This is a genomic window from Sphaerotilus sp. (assembly GCF_041083715.1).
Lineage (GTDB): Bacteria > Pseudomonadota > Gammaproteobacteria > Burkholderiales > Burkholderiaceae_C > Sphaerotilus.
The window spans coordinates 1-18,639 of sequence record NZ_JBFPGY010000341.1 but is presented as its reverse complement, the minus strand read 5'-3'; the positions used below and the strand labels follow the sequence as shown (position 1 = coordinate 18,639).

Here is an 18,639-nt window from a genome sequence, read left to right as displayed (position 1 = left end):
GGCCTTCATCGCCAACCCGCTCACCGCGTCCATCGACGCGCTGGCGGCCGGCATCACCGCCACCAGCGCCACCTACACCGTCTCCGGCATGGACTTCATGACGCCGCCGACTCCGTCGAACCTGGCGGTGCTGAAGAACCGTGGCGCCAAGGTGATGGTCTACCACGGGGTCAGCGATCCGGTGTTCTCCTACGACGACTCGGTCACCTGGATCAAGAACCTGGCCAGCGCCAACGGCGGCGACGCCAGCAACTTCGCGCGCCTCTACGGCGTGCCGGGCATGAACCACTGCTCGGGCGGTCCCGCCACCGACCAGTTCGACATGCTCACGCCGCTGGTCCAGTGGGTCGAGCAGGGCAAGGCGCCCGACGCAGTGGTCGCCAGCGCCCGCGGCACGGGCAATGCCGGCGGCGTCAACGCGGAAGTGCCCGCGAGCTGGGCCGCCACGCGCACTCGGCCGCTGTGCGCCTACCCGAAGGTCGCGAAGTACAAGGGCAGCGGCAGCCTGGAGCTGGCCGACAGCTTCACCTGCCAGTGACCTGCCCGTGCGCGGCTGAACCCGCGTGACAGCGGGGCAGGGAGCGACATGGTTCAATCTTCGGCTGCAGCCCTCCGGAGACCCACCATGTCCTTCACCGCCCTGTACCTCACGAAGACCGACGGCGCCTTTGCGGCCCGCTTGCGCGACGACCTGACCGATGAGGAACTGGTCGTCCACACCGGTGACGCCAGTGTCGTCGTGCGCCTGGCCCACTCGACGATCAACTACAAGGACGGCCTCGCGCTGACCAACCGCAGCCCGGTCGTGCGCCAATGGCCGATGGTGCCAGGCATCGACGGCGCGGGCACGGTCGAGTTGTCCACAGACCCGCGCTGGCAGGTCGGCGACCAGGTGATCCACAACGGCTGGGGCGTTGGCGAAACGCACTGGGGTTGCCTGTCGCAGAAGGCGCGCCTGAAAGGCGACTGGCTGATCGCGCGGCCCGCCGGGTTGTCCACAGCCCAGGCGATGGCCATCGGCACGGCGGGCTACACCGCAATGCTGTGCGTGATGGCGCTGGAAGACGCGGGCGTGCGGCCGGACAGCGGCGAGATCCTCGTCACGGGCGCGAGCGGCGGGGTGGGCAGCGTGGCCGTCGCGCTGCTCGGCAGCCTCGGCTACCGGGTCGTGGCGTCCACCGGCAAGCTCGACGAGGCCGACTACCTGCGCGCCCTCGGTGCCGCCGAGGTGATCGACCGCGCCGGGTTATCCACAGCCGGCAAGCCGCTGCAGAAGGAGCGCTGGGCCGGTGTAGTCGATTCGGTCGGCTCGCACACCCTCGCCAACGCCCTGGCGCAGACGCGCTACGGCGGCGCGGTCGCGGCCTGTGGATTGGCGCAGGGCATGGACTTGTCCACCAGCGTCGCGCCCTTCATCCTGCGCGGCGTGCGGCTGCTGGGCGTGGACTCGGTGATGTGCCCGACCGGGCGCCGCCAGCAGGCCTGGGCGCGGCTGGCGACGGACCTGGACCGGGCCAAGCTCGCGTCGATGACCCGCACGATCAGGCTGGCCGAGGCCCCGCAGGGGGCTGTGGATATCTTGGCGGGGAAGATCCGCGGGCGCGTGGTGGTGGACGTCAATGCCTGAGCGGTCGCGGCGTCCGGTGCAGGCTCACTCGGTGGCGTCGGCCAGGAAACCGCGCTCTGCCGCGATCGTCGCCTCGTGGTCCATCAGCTCGGCGAACAGCGCGGGCGGAATCGTGATGGCGCCGACACCGAGCGCCAGCAGATCCAGGTACGCCTGCCGGCTGCGGATGCTCGCCACCAGCAGCCGCATCGGTGCGCCGCTGGCGGCCGCCAAGGCTTGCATCCGGCCGATCAGCGCCAGGCCATCGACGCCGGAATCGTTCAGCCGGCCGAGGTAGGGTGCGGCGTAGGCGGCGCCGAGCTGTGCGGCGAAATGCGCCTGCTCCAGCGCATAGACCGCTGTGTAGGTCACCGGCACGCCGCGGGCGGTGAGCGCCGCACCTGCCATCAGCCCGGCGCGGGTGGCCGGGATCTTCACGACGAGCTGGCCTGCGTCGAAATGCCGCAGCAGCGTGTCGGCGTCGGCCAGCATCCCATCCACGTCCGGCGAGCGCACCTGCGCCTGCACCTGCTGCGCGCCCAGCTGCAGCAGCGTGTCCAGCAGCCCCGGCAGCGCGTCCCAGGTGACCCCGGCCCGCTTGAGCAGCGTCGGGTTGGTCGTCACGCCATGCACCACCGGGTGCGGCAGGCAGGTGCGCAGCGCCGTCAGGTCGGCGCTGTCGAGGTAGAGGTGGAAGGGTGCAGTCATCCCGCCATGGTAGCGGCGGGCGGGGGGCCTACTTGCGCAGCAGCCGCTTGCGCCGGATCACGTCGATCCACACCGCGATGATCACCACCGCGCCAATCGCCATCATCTGCTTGAACTGCGAGACTTCCAGCAGGTTCATGCCGTTGCGGATCATGCCGATCAGGATCGCGCCCAGCAGGCTGCCCCACAGGCTGCCGCGCCCGCCGAACAGCGAGGTGCCGCCCAGGATCACGGCGGCGATCGCGTCCAGCTCGAACATCTGCGCCATCTTGCCGCTCGACGAATCCATGCGGCCCATCAGCACGATCGCCGCCAGCGCGCACGACAGCCCCGACACGAGGTAGACGCCCAGCTTGTACCAGCGGATGTTGATGCCGACCTGGCGCGCGCCCATCTCGTTGGAACCGATGGCGTAGACGTAGCGGCCGAGCTTGGTGCTCGACAGGATGAAGCCCATCGTGCCGTAGAAGACCGCCATCACGACGATGGGCATCGGGATGCCGAGCAGTTCGCCATTGCCGATGAAGGGAAACGGCTCGGGCAGGCCGGCCATGTCGAAACCGCCCGTGGACTCGAACGCCAGGCCGCGCCACAGCGTCAGCCCGCCCAGCGTCACGATGAACGCCGGAATGCCGACGAAGGCGACCAGATAGCCGTTGAACAGGCCCACCGCCGCGCCGATGCCGACAGCCGCCAGGATCGCCAGGTACGGGTTGATGCCCAGCTTGACCATCATGTAGCCGGCCACTGCACCGGCCAGCGCTGTCAGCGCACCGACCGCCAGATCGACCCCGCCGGTCAGGATCACGAAGGTCTGCCCCCCGGCCAGCAGCGCGATCACCGACGCCTGCACCAGGATGTTGCTCAGGTTACGGCCGCTCAGGAAAAACGGCGAGGCCACCGAGAGGAACACCCCCAGCACCAGCACGGCGACCAAGGCCCCGTACCACTCTTGTCGTGTGATGTAGCGCATGGGGGCCGCCTTCGTTACTTCTTCTTCATGAACTGGCCGACGCCGGAGTCCTTGGCGAACTGGTCCACGTTGGACGGCAGGACCAGGAAGCTGCCGGTGTCGATGCGGGCATCGACCTTCTTGCCGTTGGCGGCAGCGATGGCGGTTTCCACGCCGACGGCGCCGATCTTGGCCAGCATCTGGGCGGCGTTGGCCTGCTGCCAGCCGTCCTTCATCATGTCCAGGCCGCCGGGCGAGCCGTCGAAGCCGGCGATCTTGATCGCACCGGGCTTCAGGCCGGCCGACAGCATCGCGGCCTTGGCGCCGAGCGCGCCGCCGTCCCAGGCGCAGGCGATGACCTTGGCGTTCGGGTTGGTGCGCAGCGCGGCTTCGACGCCGTTCTGGGCCATCGTCTGGTCCCACGTCGTCGGCACATCGACGACCTTGACGTTCTTGCGCTTGGCGTTCAGGCCCTGCAGGAAGCCTTCGCGGCGCTCGCGGCCGGTGGACTGGCCCTGGTCGCCGGTCACGTAGATGACGGTGTCGCCATCGGCGACCTGGTCCGCGGCCCACGAACCCTGGACATTCGCGGCCTTGATGTTGTCGGTGGCGACGTAGCTGGTGATCTTGGCGCCGGTGATGCCGGTGTCGACCGCGATGACCGGGATGCCGGCGGCCAGGGCCTTGTTCACCGCCGGGGCGATGCCGGCGCTGTCGACCGGGGCGATGGCGATGGCGTTGACCTTGCGGGTGATCATGTCTTCCACGATCGCCAGCTGCTTGGACAGCTCGCCCTTTTCAGCGGCCAGCTCGATGAACTTGACACCGGCCTTCTTCGCTGCATCCTTGGCGCCGCCGTTGATCAGCGTCCAGCCTTCGTTGGTGTTGCCATTGGTGATGTAGGCAATGGTCTGCGCCTGCGCCGCCGACATCAGCAGGCCGGCGGTGCACATGACTGCCGCCAGACGGCCCAGGGTGCGATTGAATGACATGGCTTGTCTCCAGGAATCCAGGAATCGATGGTGGGGTGTCCAGCAGGCCCGGATCAGCGTCCGTGTCAGGGTCAACCTGTGGTGCATCGCATTGGATGCGCCTCGGCCATGTAAGTAAACCTAGGTGATTTACTAATGCAGAACCGGGGAGGCTGGTGCATCCTCCGTTCCACCTTCCCTGACTGTCAAGGACGCCTCTGCCATGGCCCTTTCCACGAACACCCCGCGGCCCGTGCTGGAGATCCGCGGTCTGACCAAGCACTACGGTGGCGTGAAGGCGCTGACGGAGGCGCAGTTCTCGCTCGCCCCCGGCGAACACGCTGCGATCGTGGGCGACAACGGCGCGGGCAAGAGCACCTTCGTGCGCCTGATCACCGGCGTGGAGCAGCCCAACAGCGGCACGATTGCGCTCGACGGCCAGGCGGTCAGTTTCGACTCTCCGCTCGATGCCCGCGAGCAGGGCATCGAAACGGTCTACCAGACGCTCGCGCTGGCCGAGGATCTGGACGTGCCGGCCAACATCTTTCTCGGACGCGAGATCACGCGGCTGTCGCTGGGGCCGCTGTCCATCCTGAACCACAAGGCGATGCGCGCCCAGTCGGTCGAGATGCTGTCCACCACGGGCGTCAAGATCCAGGATCTGAGCGAAAGCCTGCGCGGCATGTCCGGTGGCCAGCGCCAGTGCGTGGCGATCGCGCGGGCGGCCGGGTTTGCCAAGAAGCTCATCATCCTCGACGAGCCGACCGCCGCGCTGGGCGTGCAGGAAACGGCGCGTGTCGAGCAGATCATCAAGGGCCTGAAGGCACGCGGCGTTCCGCTGATCATCATCAGCCACAACCTGCGGCAGGTCTTCGATCTCGTGGACCGCATCTGGGTTTTCCGCCAAGGGCGCATCATTGCGAACCTGGAGACGCGCAACACCCACCCCGAGCAGATCGTCGGCCTCATCACCGGGGCGATCGATCCGGCCCGGCTGGTGCGGGAGTCCGTCGCCACTCCCTGAACCTGATCCCGATGCACCTGATGACCACGCCCTTCGAAGCCGACGAGCGGGCCGTACGCGGCTCCAACCACACCGGCATGCGCCAGTTCAACGAGCGCATCGTGCTGCAGGCCATCCGCCTGCACGGTGCGATCCCGAAGGCCGACCTCGCCCGACTGACGCAGCTCTCGTCGCAGACGGTCTCGGTCATCGTCAGCCGGCTGCTCGACGACGGGCTGCTCATCAAGCAGGAGCGCATCCGCGGCAAGATCGGCCAGCCCTCGGTGCCGCTCTCTCTCGACCCGGACGGCGCGATCAGCCTGGGCGTGCAGGTCGGCCGGCGCAGCCTCGAAGTGCTGGCCTGCGACTTCGTCGGCAAGGTGCGCTTTCGCCACGAATTCCACTATGCCTACCCTGATCCGGCGCAGGTGCTGCCCTGCATCCAGCAGGGGCTGGACGCGCTGCAGACCCAGCTCGGCCCCCTCTGGAGCCGCGTGGTCGGTCTCGGGCTGACCTCGCCGCTGTCGATGGACAAGTGGGCCAGCCTGCTCGGCTCGCAGGCGCACAACGCGCTGGCCGGCTGGCAGCACATGGATCTCAAGCAGGAAGTCGAGGCGCTGACCCACCTGCCGGTGAGCTTCGCCAAGGACACGACGGCCGCCTGCGTGGCCGAGCTGCTGCAGGGCCATGGCCAGAGCGTGCGCAGCTTCCTCTATGTCTTCGTGGGCACCTTCGTCGGTGGCGGCCTCGTGCTGTCGGGGCACATCGACATCGGCCACCGCGGCAACGCGGGCGCCATCGGCTCGCTGCCGGTCGGGTTGGCGGCCGTGGACGGCACGGCACCGCCGCAGCTGCTGGAGGTGGCCTCCGGCTGGCAGCTGGAGCAGGCGCTGCTGAAGGCCGGCTTCGATCCGCTGCTGGTGCAGCAGGACACCATCATGGACATGGCCTACGCCTGTTACACCGAGCCCTGGCTGGAGCAGGCCGGCCTGGCGCTGGCGATGACCGTGGCCAGCGGCGCAGCCATGCTCGACCTCGACGCCGTCATCATCGACGGCTCGCTGGCCCGTCCCCTCATCGACGCGCTGCTGCAGCGCACCCGCGAGCGGCTGGCCGCCTACAAGTTCGACGGCATGCACCAGCCGGCGCTGCTGGCCGGCCGTGTCGGCGCCCACGCCCGTGCACTCGGCGGCGCGCTGCTGCCGCTGCACACGCAGTTCTTCCCCGACAAGGACATCTTCCTCAAGCCGTCGATGGCGTGAGTGCCGGGTGGTTCGGGCTCAATGTGCGCTGGCTCGCGAAGCGCCGTGCATCCCCTGTCACCGGGTCGGTGAACGCGATTTCCCGTGCCAGCAGCCGCAGCGGCTCGCGGTAGTCCGGCTCGGCGCCCGGTGCCAGATCGGGTTGCAGCACCGGGTAGATCCGGTCACCGACGATCGGGATCCCCAGCGCGTTCAGGTGGGCCCGCAACTGGTGCTTCTGCCCGGTCTGCGGCGTCAGGCGGTAGCGGGCCAGTGCGCCGTGGCGCTCGATCAGCGCGACCCGCGTCACCGCGTTCGGTTCGCCAGGCACTTCGTGCATCTGCATGAAGGCGTCCTCGCGCTCGGCCAGCCGGCTGCTGCGCTCCAGCGGCAGCGTGGCCGCCAGGGCATCCGACCAGGGCGCCACTGCTTCGTAGACCTTGTGGATCGCCCGGTCCCGGAACATGGACTGGTACGCATGCCGCGTCTCCGGCCGGATGGAGAACAGCACGACCCCCGCCGTCTCCCGGTCCAGCCGGTGCATCGGCACCAGCGTCTCGATGCCGGTCAGCCGCTTCAGGCGCACCAGCAGCGTCTCCTGTACATAGCGGCCCTTGGGCGTCATCGGCAGGAAATGCGGCTTGTCCACAGCGAGCAGCCAGTCGTCCCGGAACAGGACCTCGGCCTCGAACGGGATGCGCGGCTCGGGCGTGTCCAGCGTGCGCCAGTACCAGAGCGTGCTGTGGACAACGCAGGGCGCACCGGGTGCGACCGGCCGGCCCTGTGCATCGAGCACCTCGCCGCGGTCCAGTCGCAGGCGCCAGTCTTCCAGCGAAACTGTGGATAACCTGTGGGCAAGATAGTCCGCCACGGTGGGCCACGGTCCCGGCGTGATGGCCACGCGGCTGGCGCCCACGCCATCGCGCATCGGTGGTGTCCAGGCAGGGCGGGCGCGGCTCATCTGCCGGTGGCGGTGTCGAGCCGGCGGGCGCGTTCGAGTCGCCAGGCCTCGCCGGGCTGCGCCGGGTCGTAGACCTGCTCGGCGGTGGTGGCCGTCTCGCGCAGTTGCGCGTCCAGCGCGATGCGGTTGTCGAACACGAAACATTCGCCGCGCCAGGTGTCGTCCGACTGGCCGGCGGTCTGTTCCAGGTAGTTCAGGATGCCGCCGTCGAGCTGGAACACCTCCAGCCCGAGTGCCTCGCGCATCCACACCCCCGTCTTCTCGCAGCGGATGCCGCCGGTGCAGTACATCGCCACCCGTTGTCCACGGGCCTTCCAGTGCGGCGCCTGGGTGCGCACCAGCTCGGCGAAGTCACGGAAGTTGTCCACACCCGGATCCACCGCGCCGCGGAACCGCCCGAGGCGCCACTCGAAGCGGTTGCGGTTGTCGAGCACCACCACGGTGTCATCGGCGAGCAGCGCCTGCCAGGCGGCCGGGCCCAGGTGCGTTGCGGTGCGCTGGGCAGGGGTTTCGTCCAGGCCGCTGACACCCTCCAGGCCGAGGGCGACGATCTCCGGCTTGACGTGGACCTTCATCCGCGCGAACGGCGCGGTCGTGCAGGGGCTGCGCTTGAAGTGCAGATCGGCGAAGGCGCCGCCGAAGACGGGATCACCAGTCAGTGCCGCCTCGAAGGCCGTCACCGCCGCGACCGGGCCGGCGACCACGCCGCTGAGCCCCTCGGTCGCGACGACGAGGCTGCCGAGCACGCCGGTGTCGCGGCTGCGCGCGCGCAGTGCCTCGGCGGTGGCGGCGGGATCGTCGAGCCGGGTGAAGCGGTAGAACGCGCTGTGGATCACTTCGGGCAGGGCACGGGCCGTCATGGCGCGGCCGACTTCGTGGGGATCACCAGATCGGCCACCACCGGCCGGTGCTCCGAGCCGCCGCGCCAGCCGACATGGGCCTCGCGCACGCCGATCTCCGGGCTGACGAGGATGTGGTCGATCCGCAGGAAGCTCACGCCCGGCTTGAGCGAGTGGCCATGCGTGAAGCCCCAGCCGCGGCCGGCTGCCGAGAAGGCGTCGCGCAGCCCCAGATCGAGCAGGGTGCGCACGACGACCGAGTGTTCGGGCGCATTCAGATCGCCGGCGACGATGGTGGGGTGCTTGAGGGGTGTCAGCACCGCGGCGATGCGCTCGGCCTGGCTCAGGCGGTCGGCGAAGTTGCTGCGCCATTCCGCCAGGCTCTGCAGACGGTCTTCGCGGGTGGCGTTCAGGCCTTCGCGCGGGGTGAGCAGGTGGGCGGTGACGAGGTCGATGCGGGTGCCGTCGATGTCCACCGTGCAGCGCACGTAGTCGAACTTCTCGTCCTTCAGCGACAGGTCCGCCGGCGCGCAGCCGCTGATCGGGAACCGGCTGGCGACAGCGTACTGCCCGTAGGTGTAGAGCCTGTGTTTCGGCAGCACCGCGCGCATGCCGTAGGGCAGGTCACCCTGGCGCGAGACCTCGCGGGCGTCCTGCATCACCAGGATGTCGGGTTGCTGCTGCGCGATCTCGTTGTTCAGCGGCACGAACCCGCCCTCGCGGAACACCGCGCGGTAGGACTTGATGTTGTAGGTCATGAAGCGCACGGTGCGCGTGCCCGGCGCATCGGGTGGCAGGTCGGTGCGGCCCCGGCCCAGGCTGAGGTCCATCACCGCCGTGCCCATCAGACCGAGGGCCAGCAGCGCACCCAGCCGCCACCACCAGCCCAGCGCCAGCGACAGCAGCAGCGCGAGGGCTGCCGGCGCGGTGTAGAGCAGGAATGGCACGTAGCGCAGCAGCTCGGCCCAGCCACTGCGTGCCGGGCCGAACTGGTACAGCCCGGCCAGGCCGACTGCGCACACCAGGGACGCCGCGACGGCGAGGCGGGCGAGCCACTGGAGTGCGGAAGGGGTGGATGGCGAGGAACTCAAGGTGCAGGACTCCGGAACAGATGGCGCGCATTGTCGCCCCCGTGTCCGGGCCGCTGTGGCCGGTTTGCCGAGGCTGTTTCAATTCTTCGCATTGCAGGCCGCCTCACTGCCGCGGCTGGTGCGGGTACCGGCCGACGGCTGGGATACTTCGCCCCATGCAGGCCATCTTCTCCGTCACCATTCCCTTCTTCGCCCTGATCCTGATCGGCTACCTGGCGGCGCGACGCGGGCTGCTGCCGCTGGCGGCGGTGCCGGGCATGAACGCGTTTGTCCTGTACTTCGCGCTGCCGTGTCTGCTGTTCCGCTTCGGCGCGAACCTGCCGGTGCGCGAACTGTTCGATCCGGTGGTGCTGGGCGTGTACCTGCTGTGTGCGCTGGTGGTGTTGGCGCTCACCGTGGCGACGACCCGCCGCACGGCGGGCAACCTGCGCGACGCCGCGTTCGGCGCGCTGGTGGCGGCCTTCCCGAACACCGGTTTCATGGGCGTGCCGCTGCTGGTGGCGCTGGTCGGGCCGGCGGCGGCGGGGCCGACGATCACGACCGTGCTGGCCGACCTGTTCGTCACCAGCTCGCTGTGCATCGCCATTGCGCAGCTGCACCACGACGACCCGGCCGCCAGTCACCGAGGCGACGCGGCGGCAGCGCGTGCGGCGGTCGTGCGCTCGATGCGTGCGGCCTTGGGCAACCCGCTGCCATGGTCGATCGGACTGGGTGCCCTGGCGTCGGTCACCGGGCTCGCGCTGCCGGGGCCGCTCGCCAAGGTCGTGGCGATGCTCGCCGACGCGGCCAGCCCGGTCGCGCTGTTCACGATCGGCGCGGTGCTGTGGCGTTCGGGGCTGGATGCACAGGGCCGCCCTGGCGCGCCGATGCCCATGGTGCGCTACCTGCCGGTGGCGCTGATCAAGCTGGTGGTCCACCCGCTGCTCGTGTGGGCGGTCGGTTCGGCGGCGCAGGCCGCGGGACTGGCGCTGAGCGACTTTCAGCTGATGGTGCTGATGCTGGCCGCCGCGCTGCCGAGCGCCAGCAACGTCTCGCTGCTGGCCGAACGCTACGGCGCCGACAACGGCCGCATCGCCCGGATCATCCTGGCGTCGACCGTGCTGGCGTTCGGCAGCTTCGCGGTGGTGGCGTGGCGCTTCGGCGCCGCACCGGGCTGAGCGTGGTTCAGCCTCAGAGGCTGCGCGCCTGGAAGGTGTCGCACTGCGCGATCTGGCCGTTCTGCAGCCCGCGCTTGAACCATGTCACGCGCTGCTGGCTGGTGCCGTGGGTGAAGCTCTCGGGCCGCACCCGGGCACCGGCGTTGCGCTGCAGCGTGTCGTCGCCGATCTGCGAGGCGGCGTTCAGCGCCTCTTCCAGATCACCCGTTTCGAGGAAGCTCTTCGCCTGCTCGGCGTCGTGGGCCCAGACGCCGGCGAAGCAGTCGGCCTGCAGCTCCAGCCGCACCGACAGGGCGTTGGCCTGTGCCTCGCTGGCGCGCTCGCGCAGGCTGTCGATCTTGTCTGTGATGCCCATCAGGTGCTGCACATGGTGGCCGACCTCGTGGGCCACCACATAGGCCTGCGCGAAGTCGCCCGGCGCACCGAGCTGGCGGCGCATCGTGTCGAAGAAGTCGAGGTCGAGGTAGACCTTCGAGTCGCCGGGGCAGTAGAACGGCCCCATCGCCGCCTCGCCGGTGCCGCAGGCCGTGCGGGTCGCGCCGCGGTAGAGCACCAGCTTCGGTTTCTGGTACTGCGCGTGGGCCTGGCGGAACACGCCATCCCACACGTCTTCGGTGGACGCCAGCACCTTGGAGACGAAGCGGGTGCTCTCGTCCTGCTGGGGTGCGGTGTGCGTGGCCGGTGCCTGCTGAACCACGGCCGGCCCGCCGCTCACGCCGCCGATCACGTTGATGATGGTCATCGGGTTGATGCCGAAGACCCAGCCGGCCACGACGGCCAGCGCCACCGTGCCCAGCCCGACACTGCGACCGCCGATCGGCGAGCCACCGCCTCCGCCGAAGCCGCCACCACGGCGGTCTTCCACCTCGTCGCTTTCGCGCTGGTCGTCCATCCTCATGGGAGTGCTCCTTGTGTCCTGTGTGCATTGTTGCCGCAGGATCCGCGATCATGCCAGCCGCGACAACCCGTGGTGCGACGGGCCCTTCAGTCGGCACTCCAGTAGCCCGGCGCGCTGTAGCTGTGCTTGAGGAAGTCCACCCACAGCCGCACCCGCAGCGGCAGATGCCGCACATGCGGCAGCACGGCGTAGATGCCGTTGGGCGGCGCGGCGTGGTCGTCCAGCACGCTGGCGAGCCGGCCGGCGCGCAGGTCGGCCTCGACCTCCCAGGTGCTGCGCCACGCGATGCCCAGGCCCTGCAGGCACCAGGCGTGCAGCACCTGTCCGTCCGAGCAGTCGAGCCGGCCCGGCGGGCGCAGGTACTGCACTGCGCCGTCCATCAGGAACGCCCATCCGCGCGACTGGCTGGCCTCGGAGCTGAGCGTCAGGCACTCGTGGCGCATCAGCTCCTGCGGTTGCTGCGGCGTGCCGGCGCGCGCGAGGTAGGACGGCGCGGCCACGCAGCGGCGGCGGTTGTCGGCCAGCCGGACCGAGATCAGGCTGGAGTCGGGCAGGTCGCCGACGCGCACCGCGCAGTCGTAGCCCTCGTTGACCATGTCGATGATGCGGTCCGACAGGTTGAGCGACAGCGACACCTCCGGATGCAGCGCAAGGAAGCGCGGCAGCAGCGGGGCCACATGCCGACGACCGAAGCCACCCGGCGCGGTGATGCGCACATGGCCGCTGGCCTTCACGCCGCCGGCGCTGACGCTGGCTTCCGCGCTGGCGAGATCGGCGAGCACGCGGGTGCAGTCTTCGAGAAAGGCGCTGCCCTCGTGGGTGAGGGTGAGCTTGCGCGTGGTGCGCACGAGCAGCTTGACGCCCAGGCGCTCTTCCAGCGCGTCCAGCCGCCGCCCGATCACCGCGGGGGCCACCCCTTCTGCCAACGCGGCGGCCGTCAGGCTGCCGCGGGTGACCACCGCGGTGAAGGTTTCGAGTTGCTTGAGGCGGTCCATGCTGGATTGTGAATTACATTCATTCAAGTCACAAATCATTCGATATTTTGGCTATCAATGATCATGAAAGGTTGTAATACAGTGGCGGCACCATGCACAAGCCGTCTGCGTCTCCCGCCGTTCCCCAGGCCGTCCTGTTCGACGCCTACGGCACGCTGTTCGATGTCTACAGCGTCGCACTGACGGCCGAGCAGCTCTTCCCCGGCCGGGGCGAGGCGCTGTCGCTGCTGTGGCGCGACAAGCAGATTGACTACACGCGCCTCATCACCATGAGCGCGCCCGACGGCAGCCGCTACCGCCCGTTCTGGGATCTCACCCGTGCCGCGCTGCGCCACGCCAGCGCGCGGCTGCATCTGGTGCTGACGCCCGAGTCCGAAGACCGGCTGATGAACCAGTACCGCCACCTGAGCGCCTTCCCCGAGGTGCGCGAGGTGCTGGCGGGCCTGAAGGACCGCGGCGTGCCGACCGGCATCCTCAGCAACGGCGACCCCGACATGCTCGGCATCGCGGTGCGCAGCGCCGGACTCGGCCCGTTGCTTGATCACGTCATCAGCGTCGAGCCGGCGCGCGCCTTCAAGACCGATCCGCGTGCCTATGCCCTCGGGCCCAAGACGCTGGGCCTGGCCGCGAAGCAGATCCTCTTCGTCTCCAGCAACGGCTGGGACGCGCTCGGCGCCACCTGGTTCGGCTACACGACGCTGTGGGTCAACCGGACCGGTGCGCCGCTCGAAACACTCGGCACCGAGCCGACCCGCGTCGGCGAAAGCCTGCGCGATGTCCTGAATTTCTTTCCTTCCTGATCCCGAGGTTCCCACCATGACCGCACGCACCACCATCCACGGCCTGCAAGTGGCCACCGACCTGTTCCGCTTCATCGAGGATGAAGTGCTGCCGAACACCGGCGTTGCCTCGGCCGCGTTCTGGGCCGGCTTCGATGCCATCGTCGGTGACCTCGCACCGAAGAACGCCGCGCTGCTGGCCGAACGCGACCGCATCCAGCTGGAGATGGACGCCTGGCACCAGGCGAACCCTGGCCCGATCGCCGACATGGCCGCCTACCAGGCTTTCCTGAACCAGATCGGCTACCTCGTCCAGGTGCCGGCGACCGTGCAGACCACGACCGCCAACGTGGACGCCGAACTCGCGCTGCAGGCCGGCCCGCAGCTGGTGGTGCCGATCCTGAACGCCCGCTACGCGCTCAACGCCGCCAACGCCCGCTGGGGTTCGCTGTACGACGCGCTGTACGGCACCGACGCCATCTCCGAAGCGAACGGCGCCGAGAAGGCCGGCGGCTACAACCCGGTGCGCGGCAACCGCGTGATCGAGTTCGCCCGCAACTTCCTCGACCAGGCCACCCCGCTGGCCGGTGCCACGCACAAGGACGCCACCGGCTACCGCGTCGAAGGCGGTCAACTGGTCGTCGCGCTGAAGAGTGGCGCCACGGCCGGTCTGGACAACCCGGCGCAGTTCGTCGGCTACCAGGGCGACGCCGCGGCGCCGACCTCGATCCTGCTGGTCAACAACGGCCTGCACATCGACATCCTCATCAACCGCGCGACGGCCACCGGCAAGACCGACGCGGCGGGTGTGTCCGACGTGGTGATCGAGTCGGCGCTGTCCACCATCCTCGACCTGGAAGACTCGGTCGCCGCCGTGGACGCCGAGGACAAGGTGCTGGCCTACCGCAACTGGCTCGGCATCCAGCTCGGCACGCTGACCGAAGAAGTCGCCAAGGGTGGCAAGACCTTCACCCGCCGCCTGAACACCGACCGTGTCTACACCGGCCCGAACGGCGGCGAGGTCGTGCTGCACGGCCGCTCGCTGATGTTCGTGCGCAATGTCGGCCACCTGATGACCAACCCGGCGATCCTCTGGGGCGCCGAGGGCAAGGAGATCCCGGAAGGCATCCTCGACGCCGTGGTGACGACCACCATCGCCTTGCACGATCTGCAGCGCCACGGTGCCAACGGCCTGAAGAACAGCCGCACCGGCAGCGTCTACATCGTCAAGCCGAAGATGCACGGCCCGGCGGAAGTCGCGTTCGCGGGCGAGCTGTTCGGCCGCGTCGAGCAACTGCTCGGCCTGCCCGACAGCACCGTCAAGCTCGGCATCATGGACGAGGAGCGCCGCACGTCGGTCAACCTCAAGGCCTGCATCGCCGCTGCCTCGTCGCGCGTGGCCTTCATCAACACCGGCTTCCTCGACCGCACCGGTGACGAGATGCACACCGCCATGCACGCCGGCCCGATGATGCGCAAGGGCGACATCAAGTCCAGCGCCTGGATCGCCGCCTACGAGCGCCGCAACGTGCTGATCGGCCTGTCCTGCGGCCTGCGTGGCCGTGCGCAGATCGGCAAGGGCATGTGGGCCATGCCGGACCTGATGGCCGCCATGATGGAGCAGAAGGTCGCCCATCCGAAGGCCGGCGCCAACACCGCCTGGGTGCCGAGCCCGACCGCCGCGACGCTGCACGCGCTGCACTACCACCAGATCAGCGTCGCTGCCGTCCAGCAGCAGATCGAGGCCAGCGGCGACGCCGCCAACCCGGCGCTGACCGACCAGCTGATGACCGACCTGCTGACGGTGCCGGTCGTCGCCGAAGCCAGGTGGTCCGACGCCGAGCGCCAGCAGGAGATCGACAACAACGTGCAGGGCATCCTGGGCTACGTCGTGCGCTGGGTGGACCAGGGCGTGGGCTGTTCGAAGGTGCCGGACATCAACGGCGTGGGGCTGATGGAAGACCGCGCGACGCTGCGGATTTCGAGCCAGCACATCTGCAACTGGCTGCTGCACGGCGTGGTGACCGAGCAGCAGGTGCGCGAGGCGTTTGCGCGCATGGCGGTGGTGGTGGACGGGCAGAACGCGGGCGATCCGCTCTACAAGTCGCTGGCGGCGAACCACGATGGCGCGGCGTATCAGGCGGCGCTGGATCTGGTGTTCCAGGGGCAGACGCAGCCGAGCGGGTACACGGAGCCGCTGCTGCACGCGTGGCGGTTGAAGGTGAAGGCGGCGGCCTGATCCGGCTCTGACGGCTTGAAGTCGTGAGGACGGCGCCCTGCGGGGCGCCGTTTGTTTTTCATGTTGATGGTGACTGGCCAGTACGATGTGACCTCCGACTGCCTCAAGCACTGTGTTCGATATCACGCCTGAAGACATCCATCGGCTAAATGACACCGACCTGCGTGAGCTGGTCGGTCGCCTCTGTGAAGCCGAACTGGGTAGCCGACGGTTGTCCCCACTCGCTGTGACCCGGGGCGGTAGTCAGACAGCCAAGGATGGCGGAATCGATGTTCGTGTTGCCTTGCCACAAGGCACGCTCATCGATGGTTTTGTGCCACGGTTCTCGACCGGTTTTCAGGTCAAGAAACCGGACATGGGGGCTGCCAAGATTGCTCTGGAGATGCGTCCTTCCGGATCGATCCGCGCGGTGATCCAGGGTTTGGTGGACGAGGCAGGGGCCTACGTGATTGTCAGTTCGGCGGCATCGGTCTCCGCAAGTTCGCTCGATCGTCGATGCGAAGCCATGCGCTCTGCCTTGTCTGATGTAGATGGCGCTGATCGACTCCACCTCGACTTTTATGACCAGACTCGGCTAGCCACCGCAGTCCGCCAACATCCGGGAATCATCGCCTGGGTCCGGCAGAAGGTCGGCCGGTCGCTGCCGGGTTGGCAGCCCTTTGGTGCCTGGTGCGGTGGGGTTGAAGGTGTCGATGCAGAGTATCTGCTCGACGGTGCGCTCCGGCTGCATCTGGGGCGTCGAATGGAGGAGCCAGCGCGGTCGGTCGCCGATGCGATCGATGAACTGCGAGACGAACTGCGTCAGCCCGGCAGGGTCGTGCGGCTGGTCGGTCTGTCGGGCGTGGGCAAGACACGATTCGTGCAGGCACTGTTCGATGACCGGGTGGGCAGTCGAGCTTTGCCGAGATCGCTGGCCGTCTATACCAATCTGGCGGACGACCCGGATCCCCAGCCGGTTGGCATGGCCTCCGATCTGCTTGCGCATCAGATGCCAGTCGTGTTGGTTGTGGATAACTGTCCTCCCGACTTGCACCGCCGGCTTTCGGAACAATGCACAAAATCCGGCAGCACCGTGAGCGTCCTCACCGTCGAGTACGACGTGCGGGACGAACTGCCTGAGAACACGCAAGTCGTGACACTCACGACAGCATCTCCCGACCTGATCGAAAAGCTGCTGAGTCGGCGGTTTCCCCACCTGTCGTCGGTGGACTCTCGAACGATTGCCGATGCATCCGGAGGCAATGCGCGCATCGCCGTTACGCTCGCCGATACCGTGGAACGGACCGGAACAGTCGCCGGCTTGTCGGGCGGGGAGTTGTTTGATCGACTGTTCTGGCAGCGCGCTGCACCAGATGAAGGGCTGCGTCGTGCTGCGCAGGTTTGCGCGCTGGTCTACTCGTTCGATGGCGAAGGTACCGAGCCGGGAGGCGAACTGGCACGGCTAGCTGAATTGGCGGAAATGAGTGTGTTGACCATTCATCGCCATGTCGGTGGGCTGGTGCGTCGTGACCTCGTCCAGAAGCGCAGTGTCTGGCGCGCCGTCCTGCCACATGCACTCGCAAATCATCTGGCTGGGCGTGCGCTGGAAGAAATTCCCCTTTCCATGATTGAGCGCCTGTTGGTCACGGACGGAACAGAGCGGCTGGCGCGATCGTTTTCCCGGCGACTGTCGTTCCTGCATCGCCACCCCAAGGCGGTGGAACTTGCGAAAAGGTGGCTGGCGCCGGACGGCTTGCTCGGAAAAATTGAGGATCTGGATGAGTTCGGGGTCAAGCGGGCGATGTTCACGAACATCGCCCCGGTTTGCATGGAGGCCACGCTGGCAGCGTTGGAGCGTGTTGAACGTGAACGGTCACCTGACGATGCTGCAAAGACATGGCTGAAGCATCGGGGCTTGCTGTGCTCGCTCGCCTATGAGCCGGAGTTTTTCGAACGGTGTGCTCGGTTGCTTGTACAGGCCGCGGTATCAATCAAAGAGCACAACCATTCCAATGATCCACGGGGTGCCTTCGTTTCCTTGTTCGCGCCGAGCCTGTCAGGGACTCATGCTCCTCTTGAACAACGCCTGCGCGTCATCGAGTCCCTGTTGAAGGAGTCTGAAAAATCGCGCCAGTCTCTTGGGATCTCTGCACTGGACAAGGTGCTTGAAACGTACTGTCACGCATTCCAGCAATTCCAGTTTGGCGCGCGGTCACGGGACTATGGGTACCAGCCACGAGACGGAGCTGAAGTCGTTGGCTGGTACATCGCTGTGCTTGCGTTCATCGAGAGGCTGGTTTTGAAAGAGGGCGTGCTGGCCGGTGAGTTGCGCGATCTGCTTGCGAACAGATTTCGAGGGTTGTGGTCGATCGAGGGACTGCGGGACGAACTGGGTCGCGTCATGCGCCAGTTCGCCGCGGATGGGTTCTGGTGTGCTGGTTGGTTTGCCTGTCGCCAGACGATGAAATTTGACAAGGAACAGATGACGCCCGAGGTCGTATCGCTTCTGGCTGCGTTGGACTCTGATCTGAAGCCGTCTGACCTGTTGGGACAGGTGCGCGCCGTGGTGCTGGGAGACCGGACAGGCTCGTTCTACCTTGACGATTTGGAGGACGACGACACCGCAGAAAGTTCATCCTCTCGATTGGATGCGCTTGCGTGTCATCTTGCAGGACAGGTCCTTGCCAGCGATACGGCACTGGCCAAACTTCTTCCGGATCTCCTCAGAGGTGGCATTCGAGTTTGGGCATTTGGTCGTGGCATGGCTCGCGTGTCCACCGTCCCTCGTGAGACTTGGGGCCGACTCGTTCAAGGGTTTGAACAGGTCGATGTTGCGCATCGTGATGCCCAAATATTCCGGGGATTTCTGGCCGAGCTATGGGAGCGGGACCGACAATTTGCGCAAGATCTCCTCGATTCAGCACTCGATGAACCGACCTTGCAGACATTTCTTCCCAGTCTGCATTCCGCCGTGGAGTTCGATGAACGAGGTATCGCGCGGCTGAAGCGAGCACTGAACATGGGGCTGGTACCAGTTCGCATGTTCCTCTCCCTTGCGTTCGGGCGAGCAACCGATCATTTGGCAGGAAGGGATCTCAAGGATCTGGTGCTGATCCTTGCTGATCAACCGGACGGATTCGATGTGGCGCTGGAGATCCTTCACATGCGTCTGCACTCTGACCAATCGGCTCAGCGCGAGCATGTCCCCGAGCTATTGGAG

Annotated in this window: 16 protein-coding genes; 8 read left to right on the top strand and 8 right to left on the bottom strand. The window is 67.6% G+C overall.

Going from position 1 to position 18,639, the window contains the following annotated elements:
* Positions 1-538 (top strand): tannase/feruloyl esterase family alpha/beta hydrolase (locus tag AB3X43_RS16185; protein ID WP_369430894.1); only part of this gene is annotated, 538 nt, incomplete at its 5' end.
* 87 nt (positions 539-625) lie between these two features.
* Positions 626-1,627, top strand: a complete 1,002-nt coding sequence (gene acuI / locus AB3X43_RS16180; protein ID WP_369430893.1) for an acrylyl-CoA reductase (NADPH) — start codon at positions 626-628, stop codon at positions 1,625-1,627.
* A 24-nt stretch (positions 1,628-1,651) separates the two neighbouring features.
* On the opposite strand, the gene AB3X43_RS16175 is transcribed toward acuI, so the two are convergent.
* Genes AB3X43_RS16175 through AB3X43_RS16165 form a run of 3 tightly spaced genes read right to left on the bottom strand, consistent with a single transcriptional unit; the run spans position 1,652 to position 4,258 of the window.
* Positions 1,652-2,314, bottom strand: coding sequence for a transaldolase family protein (locus tag AB3X43_RS16175; protein WP_369430892.1), 663 nt, complete (start codon positions 2,312-2,314; stop codon positions 1,652-1,654).
* 28 nt (positions 2,315-2,342) lie between these two features.
* Positions 2,343-3,287 (bottom strand): ABC transporter permease, encoded by a 945-nt coding sequence (locus AB3X43_RS16170; protein WP_369430891.1) that lies wholly within the window; start codon positions 3,285-3,287, stop codon positions 2,343-2,345.
* Between the two features lie 14 nt (positions 3,288-3,301).
* The gene (locus AB3X43_RS16165; protein WP_369430890.1) at positions 3,302-4,258 is read right to left on the bottom strand and encodes a sugar ABC transporter substrate-binding protein; all 957 of its coding nucleotides are present in this window, start codon (positions 4,256-4,258) and stop codon (positions 3,302-3,304) included.
* Between the two features lie 202 nt (positions 4,259-4,460).
* Here AB3X43_RS16165 and AB3X43_RS16160 point away from each other — a divergent pair, with 202 nt between their 5' ends.
* Together AB3X43_RS16160 and AB3X43_RS16155 are read left to right on the top strand one after the other, a co-directional pair.
* The gene (locus AB3X43_RS16160) at positions 4,461-5,261 is read left to right on the top strand and encodes an ATP-binding cassette domain-containing protein (protein ID WP_369430889.1); all 801 of its coding nucleotides are present in this window, start codon (positions 4,461-4,463) and stop codon (positions 5,259-5,261) included.
* 20 nt (positions 5,262-5,281) lie between these two features.
* Positions 5,282-6,502: an ROK family transcriptional regulator gene (locus AB3X43_RS16155; RefSeq protein ID WP_369430888.1), complete on the top strand. Its 1,221-nt coding sequence runs from the start codon at positions 5,282-5,284 to the stop codon at positions 6,500-6,502.
* Here AB3X43_RS16155 and AB3X43_RS16150 read toward each other — a convergent pair.
* From AB3X43_RS16150 to AB3X43_RS16140, 3 genes are read right to left on the bottom strand one after another with little or no spacing between them, the layout of a single operon-like run.
* Entirely contained in the window at positions 6,483-7,442 is a 960-nt protein-coding gene (locus AB3X43_RS16150) for a pseudouridine synthase (RefSeq protein ID WP_369430887.1), read from the bottom strand. The two genes, AB3X43_RS16155 and AB3X43_RS16150, sit on opposite strands and share 20 nt — an antisense overlap.
* The gene (gene trhO, locus AB3X43_RS16145; RefSeq protein ID WP_369430886.1) at positions 7,439-8,302 is read right to left on the bottom strand and encodes an oxygen-dependent tRNA uridine(34) hydroxylase TrhO; all 864 of its coding nucleotides are present in this window, start codon (positions 8,300-8,302) and stop codon (positions 7,439-7,441) included. The genes AB3X43_RS16150 and trhO overlap by 4 nt, the downstream gene beginning before the upstream one ends.
* Complete coding sequence (locus tag AB3X43_RS16140) at positions 8,299-9,372, bottom strand: endonuclease/exonuclease/phosphatase family protein (RefSeq protein ID WP_369430885.1); 1,074 nt, start codon at positions 9,370-9,372, stop codon at positions 8,299-8,301. Before AB3X43_RS16140 ends, trhO begins: the two co-directional genes overlap by 4 nt.
* Positions 9,373-9,527: 155 nt before the next feature.
* Between AB3X43_RS16140 and AB3X43_RS16135 the strand changes: the two genes are divergently transcribed.
* Complete coding sequence (locus AB3X43_RS16135) at positions 9,528-10,529, top strand: AEC family transporter (protein WP_369430884.1); 1,002 nt, start codon at positions 9,528-9,530, stop codon at positions 10,527-10,529.
* A gap of 13 nt (positions 10,530-10,542) precedes the next feature.
* Here the strand turns inward: AB3X43_RS16135 and ypfJ are convergent, their stop codons facing one another.
* Positions 10,543-11,427, bottom strand: a complete 885-nt coding sequence (gene ypfJ / locus AB3X43_RS16130; protein ID WP_369430883.1) for a KPN_02809 family neutral zinc metallopeptidase — start codon at positions 11,425-11,427, stop codon at positions 10,543-10,545.
* Positions 11,428-11,513: 86 nt separating this feature from the next.
* The gene (locus AB3X43_RS16125; RefSeq protein WP_369430882.1) at positions 11,514-12,422 is read right to left on the bottom strand and encodes a LysR family transcriptional regulator; all 909 of its coding nucleotides are present in this window, start codon (positions 12,420-12,422) and stop codon (positions 11,514-11,516) included.
* A 92-nt stretch (positions 12,423-12,514) separates the two neighbouring features.
* Between AB3X43_RS16125 and AB3X43_RS16120 the strand changes: the two genes are divergently transcribed.
* The 3 genes from AB3X43_RS16120 to AB3X43_RS16110 all read left to right on the top strand — a co-directional run.
* The gene (locus AB3X43_RS16120) at positions 12,515-13,222 is read left to right on the top strand and encodes a haloacid dehalogenase type II (RefSeq protein WP_369430881.1); all 708 of its coding nucleotides are present in this window, start codon (positions 12,515-12,517) and stop codon (positions 13,220-13,222) included.
* A gap of 16 nt (positions 13,223-13,238) precedes the next feature.
* Positions 13,239-15,440, top strand: a complete 2,202-nt coding sequence (locus AB3X43_RS16115) for a malate synthase G (protein WP_369430880.1) — start codon at positions 13,239-13,241, stop codon at positions 15,438-15,440.
* Positions 15,441-15,552: 112 nt separating this feature from the next.
* Positions 15,553-18,639 (top strand): hypothetical protein (locus AB3X43_RS16110; RefSeq protein WP_369430879.1); only part of this gene is annotated, 3,087 nt, incomplete at its 3' end.

Bases quoted from the DNA above. Each gene is read 5' to 3' on its own strand.
- ypfJ (WP_369430883.1), bottom strand. From the start codon at position 11,427: ATGAGGATGGACGACCAGCGCGAAAGCGACGAGGTGGAAGACCGCCGT.
- AB3X43_RS16115 (WP_369430880.1), top strand. From the start codon at position 13,239: ATGACCGCACGCACCACCATCCACGGCCTGCAAGTGGCCACCGACCTG.
- AB3X43_RS16135 (WP_369430884.1), top strand. From the start codon at position 9,528: ATGCAGGCCATCTTCTCCGTCACCATTCCCTTCTTCGCCCTGATCCTG.
- trhO (WP_369430886.1), bottom strand. From the start codon at position 8,302: ATGACGGCCCGTGCCCTGCCCGAAGTGATCCACAGCGCGTTCTACCGC.
- AB3X43_RS16170 (WP_369430891.1), bottom strand. From the start codon at position 3,287: ATGCGCTACATCACACGACAAGAGTGGTACGGGGCCTTGGTCGCCGTG.
- AB3X43_RS16155 (WP_369430888.1), top strand. From the start codon at position 5,282: ATGACCACGCCCTTCGAAGCCGACGAGCGGGCCGTACGCGGCTCCAAC.
- acuI (WP_369430893.1), top strand. From the start codon at position 626: ATGTCCTTCACCGCCCTGTACCTCACGAAGACCGACGGCGCCTTTGCG.
- AB3X43_RS16160 (WP_369430889.1), top strand. From the start codon at position 4,461: ATGGCCCTTTCCACGAACACCCCGCGGCCCGTGCTGGAGATCCGCGGT.
- AB3X43_RS16175 (WP_369430892.1), bottom strand. From the start codon at position 2,314: ATGACTGCACCCTTCCACCTCTACCTCGACAGCGCCGACCTGACGGCG.
- AB3X43_RS16150 (WP_369430887.1), bottom strand. From the start codon at position 7,442: ATGAGCCGCGCCCGCCCTGCCTGGACACCACCGATGCGCGATGGCGTG.
- AB3X43_RS16120 (WP_369430881.1), top strand. From the start codon at position 12,515: ATGCACAAGCCGTCTGCGTCTCCCGCCGTTCCCCAGGCCGTCCTGTTC.
- AB3X43_RS16125 (WP_369430882.1), bottom strand. From the start codon at position 12,422: ATGGACCGCCTCAAGCAACTCGAAACCTTCACCGCGGTGGTCACCCGC.
- AB3X43_RS16165 (WP_369430890.1), bottom strand. From the start codon at position 4,258: ATGTCATTCAATCGCACCCTGGGCCGTCTGGCGGCAGTCATGTGCACC.